Raw genomic sequence first — 14,758 nt, 5'->3', positions numbered from 1 at the left:
CGTTACAGGTCTTCCGAGCCGAGCAGCATCTCGGTGATGCCCTTGCCGGCCTGTACCATCGGCCAGACGTTTTCGGAAGGGTCGGTCTGGAAATCGAGGAACACCGTGCGGTCCTTCAGGCGCAGCGCTTCCTTGAGCGCCGGCTCGACGTCCGCAGTCTTTTCGATCCGCATGCCGACGTGGCCAAACGCTTCGGCGAGCTTCACGAAGTCAGGCAGCGCATCCATATAGGAATGCGAATAGCGCTTGCTGTATTCGATCTGCTGCCACTGGCGGACCATGCCGAGGTAGCGGTTATTCAGCGAAATGATCTTCACGGGCGTGTCGTACTGCTTGCAGGTCGACAGCTCCTGAATGCACATCTGGATCGAGCCTTCGCCCGTGATGCACAGCACGTCGTCGTCCGGGTGCGCCATCTTCACGCCCATCGCCGCCGGCAGGCCGAAGCCCATCGTGCCGAGGCCACCGGAGTTGATCCAGCGGCGCGGCTGGTTGAAGCGGTAGAACTGCGCAGCCCACATCTGGTGCTGGCCGACGTCCGAACACACGAACGCGTTGCCGCCCGTGAGTTCCCACGCCTTTTCCACCACGTACTGCGGCTTGATGATTTCGCTCGAACGGTCGAACTTCAGGCAGTTCTTCTCGCGCCAGCCTTCGATGTCCTTCCACCAGTCGGCCAGAGCGGCCGTATCCGGGCCGTGTTCGGCGTGCTGAAGTTGCTCGATGAGCTCCTTGAGCACTTCCTTGACGTCGCCGACGATGGGGATGTCGACCTTCACGCGCTTCGAAATCGACGACGGGTCGATGTCGATGTGAATGATCTTGCGCGGACGCGAGGCGAAGTGCGCCGGGTCGCCGATCACGCGGTCGTCGAAGCGCGCACCGATCGCGATCAGCACGTCGCAGTGCTGCATCGCCATGTTGGCTTCGTACGTGCCGTGCATGCCGAGCATGCCGAGGAACTTGCGGTCGCTTGCGCGATAGCCGCCCAGCCCCATCAGCGTGTTCGTGACCGGATAGCCGAGCAGATCGGCGAACTGGTTCAGTTCGCGCGACGCATCCGCGAGGATGATGCCGCCGCCGGTGTAGATATACGGACGCTTGGCCGAGAGGAGCAGCGACACCGCCTTGCGGATCTGCCCCGAGTGGCCCTTGGTGACCGGGTTGTACGAGCGCAGCGAGACGCTCTTGATCGGTTCATACGCGCACGGCGTTTTCGACACGTCCTTCGGAATGTCGATCAGCACGGGGCCGGGACGGCCGGTGCGCGCAATGTAGAAAGCCTTCTTGACGGTAGCGGCGAGGTCTCGCACGTCCTTCACGAGGAAGTTGTGCTTCACGCAGGGACGCGTGATGCCGACCGTATCGCACTCCTGGAAGGCGTCTTGACCAATCGCGGCGGTAGGCACCTGGCCGCTGATGATCACCATCGGGATCGAGTCCATATAGGCCGTCGCGATGCCCGTCACCGCATTGGTGACGCCAGGTCCCGAGGTCACGAGACACACGCCGACATTACCGGTCGAACGCGCGTAGGCGTCGGCCGCGTGCACGGCTGCCTGTTCGTGGCGCACGAGAACGTGCTGGATTTTGTCCTGCTTGTACAGCTCGTCGTAAATGTAGAGTACCGAGCCGCCGGGATAACCCCAGATGAATTCGACCTGCTCGTCGGCGAGCGCTTTCATCAGCACGGTTCCGCCGATGGAGGTATGAGCTTGGGGGTCAGATTCTTGCGAAGGGGGGACCGACGTGGAGAATTCCGCGCTGGGCATATTCATCATTGACCTTTCGAATTTTCGGCAAAAAATTGATCGGGTGCTCTCTGCCGGGCTTGTGGCTCGGGTTCAAGCGGCGCGTCCAGTTGACAGATGAGCCTCATGGGCCACACCTGAATTGAGACAAGTCACTTATGTTGCGAACCGTCGAAGATAGCGGCTCGCCGCCTTTCGGTCAAGCAATTATTGAGAAGCCGGGCATGAACGTTGCGCGAGCGCGCACACCTCGCGGCGCCGACGAAGGCCGGTAAAACGGCCCACAAAGAGGCTGGCGAGCGGCTAGCAAGCGGCCGCCAAGGCACGCACATCCATGATGCGAAGCATTCTCACGGCCTTCCCGCTACCCTGTAGGCGCGAAAATTTGCTAGGATCCGCGAGTTTTACGACATTTTTCGAACGATTACGCGTACGCTGGTGGCGGCGCCCTGCAACGGATGGCATCAGACAAGGAACTCGCCGACTTTCTGGCAGGCGTCGAAAGACGCGCGTTCAAGCAGACGGTCTACGCCGTAAGGGACGACGACGCCTCGCTCGACATCGTGCAGGACGCGATGATCAAGCTCGCGGAAAAATACGGAGACCGTCCGGCCGCCGAACTCCCCCTGCTCTTCCAGCGTATTTTGCAAAATACGATGCACGACTATTTTCGTCGGCAGAAAGTACGCAATACGTGGGTGAGCCTGTTTTCGTCGCTCGGCAACGCCGACGACGAGGACTTCGACCCCCTCGAGACCTTCGAGGCCCAGCAGGGCACAGTCGGCGCCGAAAGCAGCGAGCAGCAGATCGAGCGCGCCCAGGTGCTCCAGATGATCGACGACGAAATCCAGAAATTACCGGCACGTCAACGGGAGGCGTTTCTGATGCGTTACTGGGAGGATATGGATGTCGCCGAGACTGCCGCCGCCATGGGGTGCTCCGAAGGCAGTGTGAAAACGCACTGCTCCCGGGCCACCCACACGCTGGCTCATGCGCTCAAGGCCAAAGGAATCACGCTATGAGCTCCGCCCTCGAAAACAAAGAATTAGCGTTCGTGCAGGAGATGCGTCGCGCGCTCGACGAGAGTGCCGCCAGCCTGCCCGCTCCCACCACTGCCCGACTCGCCGCCGCCCGCAAGGCCGCGCTCGCCCGCAAAAAGGCCGAGTTCGTGCTCGTGCGCGCGCCGGCGCTTGCCGCGCCGGGCGTGGGCAGCATGAGCGGCGCGGATATGAGCCTGCCCAAGCGCCGCCGCTCGGCGTTCGCGCGCTTCGCGCTCGCCTGGCCGCTCGCGGCGCTGGTGGCGGGACTCTTTGCCATCGCGTACTTCGAAGATCAGCAACGCACTGCCGAACTCGCCGATATCGACGCGGCCATGTTGAGCGACGACCTGCCGCTCACCGCCTATCTCGATCACGGGTTCAACGCGTATCTGACGCGCGCGCACTAAGGAAAAACGCTTAAGCGGGAGACTGACGGGGTGAGTTACAAGCGCGGCCTGGCCGTTGTCATTGGATCTGTGGTCGCGGCGGTAGTGTCGTATGTGGCGACCTACCCGCGCTTTCATCCCGAGCCGGCTGGCGAGCCCGCGGCCGGTGTCGCCACGCAGGCGAAAGCCCCCACGCCCGACAGTTCGCTCGCGACCACGTTCGCGCCGCTGCCCGGCCAGGACAGCCCGCTCGCATGGGCGCGCCTGAGCGAAGCCCAGCACGCCGCACTCGCCCCCTTCGCCACCGACTGGGACCAGTTCAGCGACGAGCGCAAGCGGAAATGGCTAAAGATCGCGTCACGTTACCCGAAGATGTCACCCGAAGCGCAAAAGCGACTGCATGAGCGCATGACCGAATGGGTGCGCATGACGCCCGAGCAGCGCCGCGTCGCGCGCGAGAACTACCAGGTGTCCAAGGAACTGCCGGCGCAGGCGCGTCAGCGCGCCTGGAAGGCGTATCAGCAGCTTTCCGAAGAGCAGAAGGCGCGCCTCGCCGCCAGCGAGCACAAGCGCCGCCCGACCGTCGTCAGCGCGCCGCCCAGCGGCAACAAGAGCGAGATTCGCGATATCGAGCGGCTCGTCAACGAGCGCGACCGGCGCGGCTTGCCCCATGCGCCGCCCGGCGTCACGGGCGCGTCGGGTGCCGCAGGCGCAAGCAGCACAGGCTCGGGGCTCGCACCCGCCACGCCGGGCGCACCCGGTGAGCCACCGGCGGCATCGTCGTTCGCCGCGGGCATTCCCGCTGCCGGCAGCTTCGTGCCCGCCACGCCGATTCCGGTTTCGCCCGCTGAGGCCCCCGCGGCGTTCAAGGGCTCCTGAAGCCCCCCGGCGCGTCACCCCGCCGTCATTCCCGCGGAGCATCGCCTCGCCATCGTTAACCCCGTAGCGGCCTTGCCGCCGTATCGCCGTGCGCGCTTTCGCGGTTATGCTTGGGGCGTCCTCGTCCACAACTCGTCTCCCAACCGACGCCATCGTGTCCGAAAGCGCCCAAGCCGCCGCCCTCCCGCCCGCCGCCGCGACCACTCCCACCGAAGCGCCTCCGGTCTCGATTCGACGCCGCCTCGCCGCGTTCGTCTACGAGAGCGTGCTGCTCTTTGGCGTGGTCTTCGCCGCAGGGCTCGCGTTCAGCCTCGTCATGCAGCAGCGCAACGGCTACACGTACCACAACCTGATGGCGGCCTGGATCATCCTCGTGGCCGGCGTGTACTTCGTCGGCTTCTGGCACAAGGGCGGCCAGACGCTGCCGATGAAAACCTGGCGCCTGCGCGTGGTGGGTCCGCGCGGCGCGCCGCCCACCCTCGCGCGCGCGGCGCTGCGCTACGGGGCCGCGTGGCTCTGGTTCCTGCCGCCGCTCGTGCTGCATCCGCTCCTGCATCTCACCGTTGCGCACACGCTTGCGCTCTGCGCTGCGTGGTTCGCGCTCTGGGCCGCGAGCGCCCGCTTCGCCCGCGACCGGCAGTTCCTGCACGACCGCATCGCGGGCACGCGCATCGTCGCCGTCACGCCACAACGCGCGACGGCATAAGCCTCTCCTGCCGGCCGGAAGGCACAACGCAGGACTGCGTAACAAGACCTTCTCGTGACTGTCATGTTGCCGTCACGCCCGCATGGCGCAATGCGCGTATTACAAACCCGCCGCGTGCGCCATGGCCCAAAAGACGTCAGCGACCACCCTGTTCCGGCAAACCACCGGACGAGGCACCGACTCCGCCACGTTCCACCCGGCCCCCGGGGGCGGCGCCAGTTTCCCGGCCCCGCCCCTGCCGCTCGACAACGACCCCGACACCGGCAGCCACGACGACGATCATCCCGATCCGACGCGCTATCGCACGATCTGGCTCTCCGACATCCATCTCGGGACCGGCGGCTGCCAGGCGTCGTATCTGCTCGATTTTCTGCGCCACAACGAGTCGGAATACCTGTACCTCGTGGGCGACATCATCGACGGCTGGCAGCTCAAGAAGGGCTGGTACTGGCCGCAGGCGCACAACGACGTCGTGCAGAAAGTGCTGCGCAAGGCGCGCAAGGGCACCCAGGTCATCTACATCCCCGGCAACCACGACGAGTCCGCGCGCCAGTTCTGCAATCTCGCGTTCGGTGACATCCATGTGCGCGAAGAGGCCTTCCACACCACGCTCTCGGGCAAGCGCCTGTGGGTCGTGCACGGCGACCTCTTCGACGGCGTGATCCAGCATGCCAAGTGGCTCGCCTATCTCGGCGACTCGGCCTACACGCTGATCCTGCTGCTCAACCGCTGGTTCAACCGCATTCGCGCGAAGCTCGGCTTCCAGTACTGGTCGCTCTCGCAGTACCTCAAGCACCAGGTGAAGAACGCGGTGAACTTCATCTCGTCGTTCGAGCGCGTGATGACCGACGAAGCGCGCCGGCGCGGCTGCGACGGCGTCGTGTGCGGGCATATTCACAAGGCCGAGATCCGCGACATCGACGGCATCCTCTACTGCAATGACGGCGACTGGGTGGAAAGCCTCACCGCGCTCGTCGAGACCTTCGAGGGCGAATTGCGCATCGTCTACTGGACCGTGATGCGCGCGCCCGAGGCGCAGGCCTCCACCCGCAAGGCTCGCGTGAGCGCCGCCTGATCCGTGGCGGTCGCGCGTAACCGATTGACCGACCGATCGACCGATTGCCCGATTTACCGATCGATTGACTGAGCACCGCAGCACCCATCTGCGCCACGCAGCCATAACCGCACCACCGAACGACAAGAGGGCCGACGACCGATGAAAGTAATGATCGTGACCGATGCATGGGAGCCGCAGGTCAACGGCGTGGTTCGAACGCTGAAGAACACGACGCGCGAACTCATCGCGCTTGGGCACCAGGTCGATATGCTCACGCCGCTCGAGTTCCGCACGATGCCGTGCCCCACCTACCCGGAAATCAAGCTGTCGCTCTTTCCGAAGCGGCATCTGCGCGAGCGCGTCAGCGCGTTCGGCCCCGACGCCATCCATATCGCGACCGAAGGCCCGCTCGGGCTCGCCGCGCGCCGCTATGCGATCGACCATGACCTGCCGTTCACGACCGCCTATCACACGCGCTTTCCCGAGTACGTGCAGGCGCGCTTCGGCATTCCGCTCGCGGCGACCTACCGCTTCCTGCGCTGGTTTCACAAGCCCTCGCTCGCGGTGATGGCGCCCACGCCGGTCGTCAAGACCGACCTCGAGAAGTTCGGCTTTACGAACGTCGTGCTGTGGACGCGCGGCGTGGACCTCGACATCTTCCGGCCGATGGAGTCGAAGGTGCTCAACACGGCGCGCCCGATCTTCCTCTATGTGGGGCGCGTAGCCGTGGAGAAGAACGTCGAAGCCTTCCTCAAGCTCGACCTGCCCGGCTCGAAATGGGTCTGCGGCGAAGGTCCGGCGCTCGCCGAGCTGAAGTCGCGCTATCCCCAGGCGAATTACCTGGGTGTCCTGAACCAGCCCGAACTCGCGAAGGTCTATGCCGCCGCCGATGTGTTCGTGTTCCCGAGCCGCACCGACACTTTCGGCCTCGTGCTGCTCGAAGCGCTCGCCTGCGGCACGCCGGTGGCCGCCTACCCGGTCACGGGCCCGATCGACGTGCTCGGCACGGGCGGCGCGGGCGCCATGAACGAGGACCTGCGCGAAGCCTGCCTCGAAGCGCTCAAGATCGACCGCAGCGAAGCGCGCGCGTGGGCCGAGCGCTTCTCGTGGCGCGCGGCTTCGGAGCAGTTCGCTTCGCACCTCAAGCCGCGCTCGCGCGCGAGCATGGAGCCTTCGAGCGCCGCGGCCTGAGCGCGACGCCCTCCATGGTCCGCACCACGACTGTCCGCAAGCGCGCCGGGGAGACTGACGCCCCCGGCGCAACCGCCCCCCATGCGTGCGATACTGGGGTGCTCTCACGCACCACCATGACGTCACGTCCACCGTCACCGCCGCAAAGTGCCCACGGCGCCCACAGTGCGAGCCCGCCGGGCCGCACCGGCGCCGGCGCCGCCGCGCGTGCGGCGCGGGCCGCCGAAGCGCTGGATCCGCGCGCGCCTGCCCCTGTGCCCGCGCCCGGCAATGCGCCACAGGCCGCTTCCGCGCCGGTTCAAGCGGGGCAAGCGGCTCAACCGGTTCCGGCCGCACCGGCCGTCGCCCCGGAACCGCCCGAGCCCCCGCATCTGCATGAACCGCTCGGCCCCGACGATCCGCTCGCGCCGCTGCCCTTCAATCCGTACAAGGGCAACCGCGGCATCACGCGTGCGTGGAAAGCGCTCAAATACTCGATCAAGGGCTTTCGCGCGGCGATCCGCGAGGAAAGCGCGTTTCGCCAGGAACTCACGCTCGCGGCCATCCTCGTGCCGATCGGCGTGTTCATTCCGGTCGAGCCGGTCGAGCGCGTGCTGCTGCTCGGCTCGATCATGCTCGTGCTGATCGTCGAGCTGCTCAATTCGAGCATCGAAAACGCCGTGGACCGCATCGGCCTCGAACGCAACGAGCTTTCGGGCCGCGCCAAGGACCTCGGCAGCGCGGCCGTGACGGTCGCGTTGCTGCTCTGCGTGATGACCTGGGGGCTCATTCTCGTGCCCCGTTTCGGGCCGCCGCTGCTGCGCTGGCTCGGCGCGCTCTAGCGCAACAACGCGGCCGCCGGGCAGCGGCCGCGCCTGCCCCGCCCATTGCCTGCCTGAGCAAGCGACTTCAAGGTGCCTGTACGCGCGGGCCGTCGGTTTATAATCGAACGACAGTCTTATAACGACCAACCGCGTCCGGGCCGCGCGCACCGCAACATCGAAGCGGGCGTCTGGGCCCGGCACAGCATTTTCAGGGCCGGACGACATGGAAGCCAAACCTCCCCGCCGTACACGCGAACGGATTCTTGAACTGTCGTTGAAGCTGTTCAACGAGATCGGCGAGCCGAACGTCACGACGACGACCATTGCCGAGGAAATGGAGATCAGTCCAGGCAACCTGTACTACCACTTCCGCAACAAAGACGACATCATCAACAGCATCTTCAGCCAGTTCGAGCAGGAGATCGAAAAGCGTCTGCGCTTTCCCGAAGACCATCGCGCCACCATCGACGAGATGTGGGCCTACCTCCAGTACATGGTCGACTTCACGTGGCGCTACCGCTTTCTCTATCGCGACCTGAACGATCTGCTCGCGCGCAACCGCACGCTGGAGATGCACTTCAAGCAGATCATCAGCCACAAGGTGCACTTCGCGAAGCAGTTCTGCGAGCAGCTCGTGGAAGACGGCGAGATGGTCGCCACGCCCGCCGAGATTCACGTGATCTCCACGAATATCGGCGTGATCGCCACCTATTGGCTCTCGTACCAGTTCGTGATGAATCCGCGCAAGTACAACGACCAGGAAGCGATTCGCGACGAGCTGCACCAGGTGAGCGTGCAGATCGTCTCGCTGATGGCGCCGTACCTGCGCGGCCGCGCGCGCGAGCTGTTCGACGACCTCGTTTCGGGCAAGCTGCCCAAGCGCGAGTTCTACGACTATCTGCCGCCGCGCGACGGTACGGCGAAAGACAACCGGGACTGAACACCCAAGGTCAGAAACGAATGAAAGCAGTCTGCGTATATTGCGGCTCCTCGCTCGGAGCCAGCCCCATTTACACCGAAGCGGCCCAGGCATTCGGCCGCGCGCTGCTCGCCTCGAACCTTGCGCTCGTCTACGGCGGCGGCAAGGTGGGCCTGATGGGCGTGATCGCCGACACCGTGATGGCCGGCGGCGGCCGCGCCATTGGCGTGATCCCCGAACTGCTCGTCGACAAGGAAGTGGGCCACGCGGGCCTCACCGAGCTGCACGTGGTGCCCGACATGCATCACCGCAAGAAGATGATGGCCGATCTCTCCGACGCCTTCGTCGCGCTGCCGGGCGGCGCGGGCACGCTCGAAGAGCTGTTCGAGGTCTACACGTGGGCCCAGCTCGGCTATCACCGCAAGCCCGTGGGCGTGCTCAACATCGGCGGTTTTTACGACCCGCTCATGGCGCTGCTCGACCACACGGTGCGCGAAGGCTTCATGCGCGAGACCTACCTCGACATGCTGCAAACCGACAGCGATCCGGTCGCGCTGATCGCGAAGCTCCAGCGCTATCACGCGCCCGCGAAGGACAAGTGGGCGGATCTGCGCGAGAACGTCTGATCCGAACGCGCGCCGTTGCGCCCGCTGTTGGCCCCCCCGTTGCCCCAAGACACACTGGAGTCACTACGATGAGTGCATCGCAATGAGCAAGGTTGTCCTGATCACCGGCGCGAGCCGCGGCATTGGGCGCGCGACGGCGCGTCTGCTCGGCGCCCACGGCTGGACCGTGGGCGTGAATTATCTGCACAACGAACCGGCCGCCGACGAAACCGCCGCCGAGGTGGGCCGCGCGGGCGGCCACGCGCGCGTGCTGCGCGGCGACGTGGCGAACGAGGCGGACGTGGTCGCGATGTTCGACGCGCTCGAATCGGCCTACGGCCGTATCGACGCGCTCGTGAACAACGCGGGCATCGTCGCGCCCGGCAGCCAGGTCGCCGACATGAGCGCCGAGCGCCTGAAGCGCATGTTCGACGTGAACGTCTACGGCGCGTTCCTGTGCGCGCGCGAAGCCGCGCGGCGCATGTCGAAGGATCGCGGCGGCGACGGCGGCGCGATCGTCAACGTGTCGTCCGCGGCGGCGCGCCTCGGCTCCCCCAACGAGTACGTGGATTACGCGTCGTCCAAGGGCGCGGTCGACACGATGACGATCGGCCTCGCCAAGGAGCTTGGCCCGCAGGGCGTGCGCGTGAACGCGGTGCGCCCGGGCCTCATCGACACCGAGATCCACGCCAGCGGCGGCCGGCCCGACCGCGCCGCCGTGCTCGGTGCGCAAACGCCGCTCGGGCGGCCCGGCAGCGCGGAAGAAGTCGCGCAAACGATCGTGTGGCTGCTGAGCGACGCCGCTTCGTACGTCACGGGCGCCCTGCTCGACGTGAGCGGCGGACGCTAGAACGACGAACCGGGTTCGCGCAGGAACGCGGCTTCGTCGTCGGTGGAGGCGCGCGCGAGTTGGGCGTTGCGGTGCGGAAAGCGCCCGAAGCGTTCGATGACCTTGGCGTGGCGCAGCGCGTAATCGTAGTAGCCCTGACCTTCCGGCTCTTTCGCCAGTTCGCCGAAAAGCCGCAGCGACTCGCGCTGCGCTTCGGCGCTTTCGGCGTGCTCGAACGGCAGATACGCGAACGAGCGATGCTGCAAGGTCGGCAAACGCAAGTCGGCGCCGCTCGCCACCATCTCGCGCGCGACGGCAAGCGCCTGCTCGTCGGTGGCAAACGCGTGCGGCGTGCCGCGATGGCAGTTGCGCGAAAACTGGTCGAGCACGATTACGAGCGCGAGCGCCCCTTCGGGCGTCGCGCGCCACGCGTCGAGCTCGCCCGCGGCGGCGGCTTCGAGCAGCGCACCGAAGCGTTCGCGCAACTGGGCGTCGAACGCCGCGCGCTTGCGGAACCACATCTTGCGCTCACGCCCGAACTCCTCCGAATCCGGCGCGCCGAACCAGAAGTCGAGCACGTCGCGCGCGCGAGGATCGAGACTCATCCGGCCAGTTCCAGCACGAGACGCCGCGTGCGCGCACTCTTCTTTTCGAGCTTCGCCACGCGCAGCGCGCCGATTTCCTGCGTGTTGCGCACATGCGTGCCGCCGCAAGGCTGTAGATCGACGTTCTCGATACGCAACAGGCGCACGCGGCCAAGACCCATGGGCGGCTTCACGCTCATCGTGCGCACGAGTTCGGGACGCTGCGCCATTTCCTCGTCAGTGATCCATTCGGTCGCGACGGGATGCGCGCCGGCCACGAGTGCGGCGAGCCGCGCCTCCACGGTCTCGCGCTCGATCGGTTCGACCGTTGCGAAGTCGAGGCGCGCGTAGTCGGTCGTGATACTGCAACCGTCCACCGCGTACGGCAGCACCGCGCACATCAAATGACTCGCCGTGTGCAGGCGCATATGGCGATGGCGGCGCGCCCAGTCGATCTCCGCGCGCACGCGCTCGCCCGCGGCGAGGCGCGCGATGAGCGCTTCCTGGCCGGGCGCGGGAACGTGCAGCGCGTCGTCGGGCGTCGCGCCTTCGAACTTTGCCTTGCGCGTGTCGGCGATCTCGATGCGCGTGCCGTCGGCGAGCACCAGCGCGCCGGCATCGCCGGCCTGGCCGCCGCCGAGCGGATAGAACACGGTCTGGTCGAGGCGCACGCCGTCTTCGCCCACGGCGAGCACGGTCGCTTCGCAGTGCGTGAGATAGGCGTCTTCGCGAAAGAGCGCGCGGGTGGTCGTCATCGTGGGTGTCTCCTTGTTTTGCGTGCGGCGGGCGGCGCGGCTGCGCTTCGGCCAAAGGACCATTATGGGCGCACGGCCAAAGACCCTGTCACACGACCGGAACGCGCGGTCACCGGACTGTACCGGCGCACGGACCGGCACAATCCGGCGCAATCCGGCGCGCGAACTCAACCCGGACGGTTGCGCATCCAGTCGGCGGTGTCGAAGAACGAGTGCAGCAGACGCTCGCGCAGCGGCTCGGGCAGGCCGACGTCTTCCATCGCCCAGGCCATGCAGCGCAGCCACTGGTCGCGCTCGGAGGAGGCGATCGCGAACGGCAGATGGCGCGCGCGCAGGCGCGGATGGCCGAAGCGCTCGATGTAGTGGTCCGGGCCGCCGAGCCAGCCGCACAGGAACCAGAACAGCTTGTCGCGCGAGCCGTCGAGCGTTTGCGGGTGCATCGCGCGGATGCCCGCGAACTCGGCTTCGAGGTCCATCAGGTCATAGAAACGGTCGACGAGTTCGCGCACGCGCGCCTCGCCGCCGACGAGTTCGAAGGCCGTGGGTTTCTGCGGCGCTTCGTCGGCTGGATCGGTCATACGGTCAAAAGAGTACGAAATGAGGGACGGCCATGCGAATGAAGGCGCAGCCGTAAACCAACGATTTTCGCATAGCGGCGTGGAACCGGCGCTGGCGCCCTGAGCGCCCTACGCGTCGCGCAGCGACTGCAACGCCGGCCGCGCGAGCACGTGACGCAAGCTGATCCAGCCCCCCACGCCCGCGCACAGCACGCCCGCGGCAATGCCGGCCGGCACGAGCCACGGATCGAAAGCGAGATAGAACTGAAACACGCGCGTGGCGAGCACCGAGCCCACGACTTGCGCGCCGATCGCCGCCATGAGGCCCGCGAGCGCCCCGACCGAGACGAACTCGGCCACCTGCACCGCGCGCACCTGCTGGTGCGACGCCCCCAGCGCGCGCAGCAGCGCCGACTCGCGCATGCGCTCGTCGCGCGTGCCCGCGAGCGCCGCATAGAGCACGAGCACGCCCGCGGCGAGCGTGAAGATGAAGAGGAACTGCACGGCGCCGATCACCTGCTCCAGCACGCGCTCGATCTGCGCGAGGATCGGCGCGATGTCGATGGCGGTGACGTTCGGATAGCGCGCCACGAGGCCGTCCACGACCCCGCGCTGCGCAGGCGGCAGATGAAAACTCGTGATGTAGGTTGCCGGGAAATCGCGCAGCAGCGGGGGCGGCATCAGCACGAAGAAGTTCACCTTGAACGAGCCCCAGTCGAGCTTGCGCACGCTCGTGACGGGCGCGCTCACTTCGAGGCCGGTCACGTCGAACTTGAGCACGTCGCCGGGCTTCACGTTGATGAGCTTCGCGAGCCCCTGCTCGATGGAAAGCTGCGGCGCGCTCGAATCGCCATACCACTCGCCCGCTTCGATGCGGTTGTCGTCGGGCAGCTTCGTCGTGTACGAGAGATTGAATTCGCGATCGACGAGCCGCCGCGCGTCCTCGCTCTTGTACGAATCGGGATTCACGGGCTTGCCGTTGATCGAGATGAGGCGTCCGCGCACCATCGGCTGGAGATCGCTGTCGGCGTCCCCCGCAATGCCATGCGTGCGCAGCCAGGCGGCCACGGCGTCGCGCTGGTCGGGCTGGATGTCGATGAGGAATTCGTTGGGCGCGTCGGGCGGCGTGGATTTGCGCCAGCCTTCGACGAGATCGTTGCGCGTCATCGCAATGAGCAGCAGGCACATGAGGCCGATCGCGAGCGCCGTGATCTGCAACGCACTCGCGCCCGGCCGCCGTTCGAGCGACGCGAGCGCATAGCGCCAGCCCACGCCCGCGCGCACCTGGCCGCCGAAGCGCCCGCTGCGCGCGATACGCGCCGCGCACCAGAGCGCCACGCGCGCCACGCCCGCGAATACGAGCAGCCCGATCGCAAAGCCGCCGGCAACGATGCCGCCCAGTTTGAGCTCGCCCGCCGCGATCACGAGCAGTCCCGCGAACAACGCGATGCCGACGCCGTACGCGGCCCATGCGGCGCGCCCTTCGTCGCCCCACTCGCGGCGCAGCACGCGCACGGGCGGCACGCGCGTGAGCGGCAACAGCGGCGGCAGCGCGAAGCCGAGCAGCAGCACGAGGCCGGCGGCGATGCCTTCGATCACCGGCATCGGCCCCGGTTGCGGCAGCACGACGTCGATGAGATTGCCGAGCCACGCCAGCAGCGCGAGATGCCCCGCGTAGCCGAGCGCAACGCCGATCGCACCGCCCAGCAGCCCGAGACCCGCGAACTCCAGCACGAAGAGTGTGCGCAACGTGCGCTGGCTTGCGCCAAGGCAGCGCATCGTCGCGCAGGCGTCGAGATGGCGGCGCGTGTAGCGATGCGCGGCCATCGCGATCGCCACGGCCGCGAGCAGCGCCGTAAGGAGCGAAACGAGCGTGAGGAAGTGGCGTGCGCGATCGAGCGTCTGGCGCACCTGCGGCTGGCCGTCCTGAAGCGATTCGAGCGCGACGCCGCGCATCTTGCCGCCATCCACGCGCTCGCGCGCCCAGGCGGCGAACTGCGCGACTGCCGGGTCGGCGCCCGCCACGAGCAGGCGGTAGGTCACGCGGCTGCCATAGCCGATCAAGCCGGTGGACGCGAGCTCATCGGCGCGCAGCATGAGACGCGGCGAGAAGTTCACGAACGAAAAGCCGCGATCGAGCTCCTTTGTGATGAGCGCGTTCACGGTGAAGGTGCGCGTGCCGACCTTCACCGTGTCGCCCACATGCAGCTTGAGCGCGTCGAGCAGCTCGTCGTCCACCCAGACGGTGCCGGGTGGCGGAATGCCCTGCGCCGCGTGATCGGGCGCGCCCGGCGCGGCGGCAAGGCGCAGCGCCCCGCGCAACGGGTAGTCCGCCGACACGGCCTTGATGGCGGCAAGGCGCGTGGCCGTGGAAACGACAGCGCCCGATGCGGCCGCAACCGCTGCGGACGGGGCCATGCCCGAACTCACCATGCTCGGAAAAATCGCCGTCGTCGCCGTGCGCAGCGCGAGCGATTTCGCCTCGCGCGCAAACATCGGATTGACGGGATGGTCGGCGCGCACGATGAAGTCCGCGGCTATCATGCGCCGCGCATCGCGTTCGAGCCCGCGCTGGAGGCGATCTGCAAGAAAGCCCACGCTAGCGAGCGCAGCCACGGCGAGCACGAGCGCGAACAGCAGCATCGTGAGTTCACCGGCGCGCCAGTCGCGCGCGGTCATGCGCGCGGCAAGCTGCA

The 14,758-nt window shown here is 66.9% G+C and carries 15 protein-coding genes; 10 read left to right on the top strand and 5 right to left on the bottom strand.

Annotated elements, in window-relative coordinates; translation table 11 throughout:
- Positions 1-2 precede the first annotated feature (2 nt).
- The gene (locus tag C7402_RS33205; protein WP_112174369.1) at positions 3-1,778 is read right to left on the bottom strand and encodes an acetolactate synthase 3 catalytic subunit; all 1,776 of its coding nucleotides are present in this window, start codon (positions 1,776-1,778) and stop codon (positions 3-5) included.
- A gap of 431 nt (positions 1,779-2,209) precedes the next feature.
- On the opposite strand from C7402_RS33205, the gene C7402_RS33200 reads away from it, so the two are divergent.
- The 10 genes from C7402_RS33200 (at position 2,210) to C7402_RS33155 (ending at position 10,187) form a co-directional block, all read left to right on the top strand.
- Positions 2,210-2,773, top strand: a complete 564-nt coding sequence (locus tag C7402_RS33200) for an RNA polymerase sigma factor (protein WP_112174276.1) — start codon at positions 2,210-2,212, stop codon at positions 2,771-2,773.
- Complete coding sequence (locus C7402_RS33195; RefSeq protein ID WP_112174277.1) at positions 2,770-3,198, top strand: DUF3619 family protein; 429 nt, start codon at positions 2,770-2,772, stop codon at positions 3,196-3,198. The genes C7402_RS33200 and C7402_RS33195 overlap by 4 nt, the downstream gene beginning before the upstream one ends.
- 30 nt (positions 3,199-3,228) lie before the next feature.
- Positions 3,229-4,056 (top strand): DUF3106 domain-containing protein, encoded by an 828-nt coding sequence (locus C7402_RS33190; protein ID WP_116613661.1) that lies wholly within the window; start codon positions 3,229-3,231, stop codon positions 4,054-4,056.
- Positions 4,057-4,210: 154 nt separating this feature from the next.
- Positions 4,211-4,762 carry an RDD family protein gene (locus C7402_RS33185; protein ID WP_224044975.1) on the top strand — a complete coding sequence of 184 codons (552 nt, stop codon included), beginning with the start codon at positions 4,211-4,213 and terminating at the stop codon, positions 4,760-4,762.
- A 121-nt stretch (positions 4,763-4,883) separates the two neighbouring features.
- Positions 4,884-5,837 carry a UDP-2,3-diacylglucosamine diphosphatase gene (locus tag C7402_RS33180; protein ID WP_116613660.1) on the top strand — a complete coding sequence of 318 codons (954 nt, stop codon included), beginning with the start codon at positions 4,884-4,886 and terminating at the stop codon, positions 5,835-5,837.
- A 141-nt stretch (positions 5,838-5,978) separates the two neighbouring features.
- Positions 5,979-7,010, top strand: coding sequence for a glycosyltransferase family 4 protein (locus C7402_RS33175; RefSeq protein WP_116613659.1), 1,032 nt, complete (start codon positions 5,979-5,981; stop codon positions 7,008-7,010).
- A gap of 230 nt (positions 7,011-7,240) precedes the next feature.
- Complete coding sequence (locus C7402_RS33170; protein ID WP_224038500.1) at positions 7,241-7,831, top strand: diacylglycerol kinase; 591 nt, start codon at positions 7,241-7,243, stop codon at positions 7,829-7,831.
- 205 nt (positions 7,832-8,036) lie between these two features.
- Positions 8,037-8,753 carry a TetR/AcrR family transcriptional regulator gene (locus tag C7402_RS33165; RefSeq protein WP_116613658.1) on the top strand — a complete coding sequence of 239 codons (717 nt, stop codon included), beginning with the start codon at positions 8,037-8,039 and terminating at the stop codon, positions 8,751-8,753.
- 20 nt (positions 8,754-8,773) lie between these two features.
- Complete coding sequence (locus tag C7402_RS33160) at positions 8,774-9,358, top strand: LOG family protein (protein ID WP_112174284.1); 585 nt, start codon at positions 8,774-8,776, stop codon at positions 9,356-9,358.
- A gap of 82 nt (positions 9,359-9,440) precedes the next feature.
- Positions 9,441-10,187, top strand: a complete 747-nt coding sequence (locus tag C7402_RS33155; protein WP_112174285.1) for an SDR family oxidoreductase — start codon at positions 9,441-9,443, stop codon at positions 10,185-10,187.
- Here C7402_RS33155 and C7402_RS33150 read toward each other — a convergent pair.
- The 4 genes from C7402_RS33150 to C7402_RS33135 all read right to left on the bottom strand — a co-directional run bounded on the left by C7402_RS33150 (position 10,184) and on the right by C7402_RS33135 (position 14,741).
- Positions 10,184-10,771 carry a DUF924 family protein gene (locus C7402_RS33150; protein WP_116613657.1) on the bottom strand — a complete coding sequence of 196 codons (588 nt, stop codon included), beginning with the start codon at positions 10,769-10,771 and terminating at the stop codon, positions 10,184-10,186. The two genes, C7402_RS33155 and C7402_RS33150, sit on opposite strands and share 4 nt — an antisense overlap.
- On the bottom strand, positions 10,768-11,505 hold the full coding sequence (locus tag C7402_RS33145) for an alanyl-tRNA editing protein (protein WP_112174287.1): 738 nt from the start codon (positions 11,503-11,505) through the stop codon (positions 10,768-10,770). Before C7402_RS33145 ends, C7402_RS33150 begins: the two co-directional genes overlap by 4 nt.
- Positions 11,506-11,672: 167 nt before the next feature.
- The gene (locus C7402_RS33140; RefSeq protein ID WP_112174288.1) at positions 11,673-12,083 is read right to left on the bottom strand and encodes a group II truncated hemoglobin; all 411 of its coding nucleotides are present in this window, start codon (positions 12,081-12,083) and stop codon (positions 11,673-11,675) included.
- 108 nt (positions 12,084-12,191) lie between these two features.
- The gene (locus tag C7402_RS33135) at positions 12,192-14,741 is read right to left on the bottom strand and encodes an ABC transporter permease (protein WP_116613685.1); all 2,550 of its coding nucleotides are present in this window, start codon (positions 14,739-14,741) and stop codon (positions 12,192-12,194) included.
- Positions 14,742-14,758 lie beyond the last annotated feature (17 nt).

It is taken from the genome of Paraburkholderia unamae (assembly GCF_003096875.1).
GTDB lineage: Bacteria > Pseudomonadota > Gammaproteobacteria > Burkholderiales > Burkholderiaceae > Paraburkholderia > Paraburkholderia unamae.
Note: the sequence above shows the minus strand (reverse complement) of the source record. Positions and strands in the feature narration are given on the sequence as shown.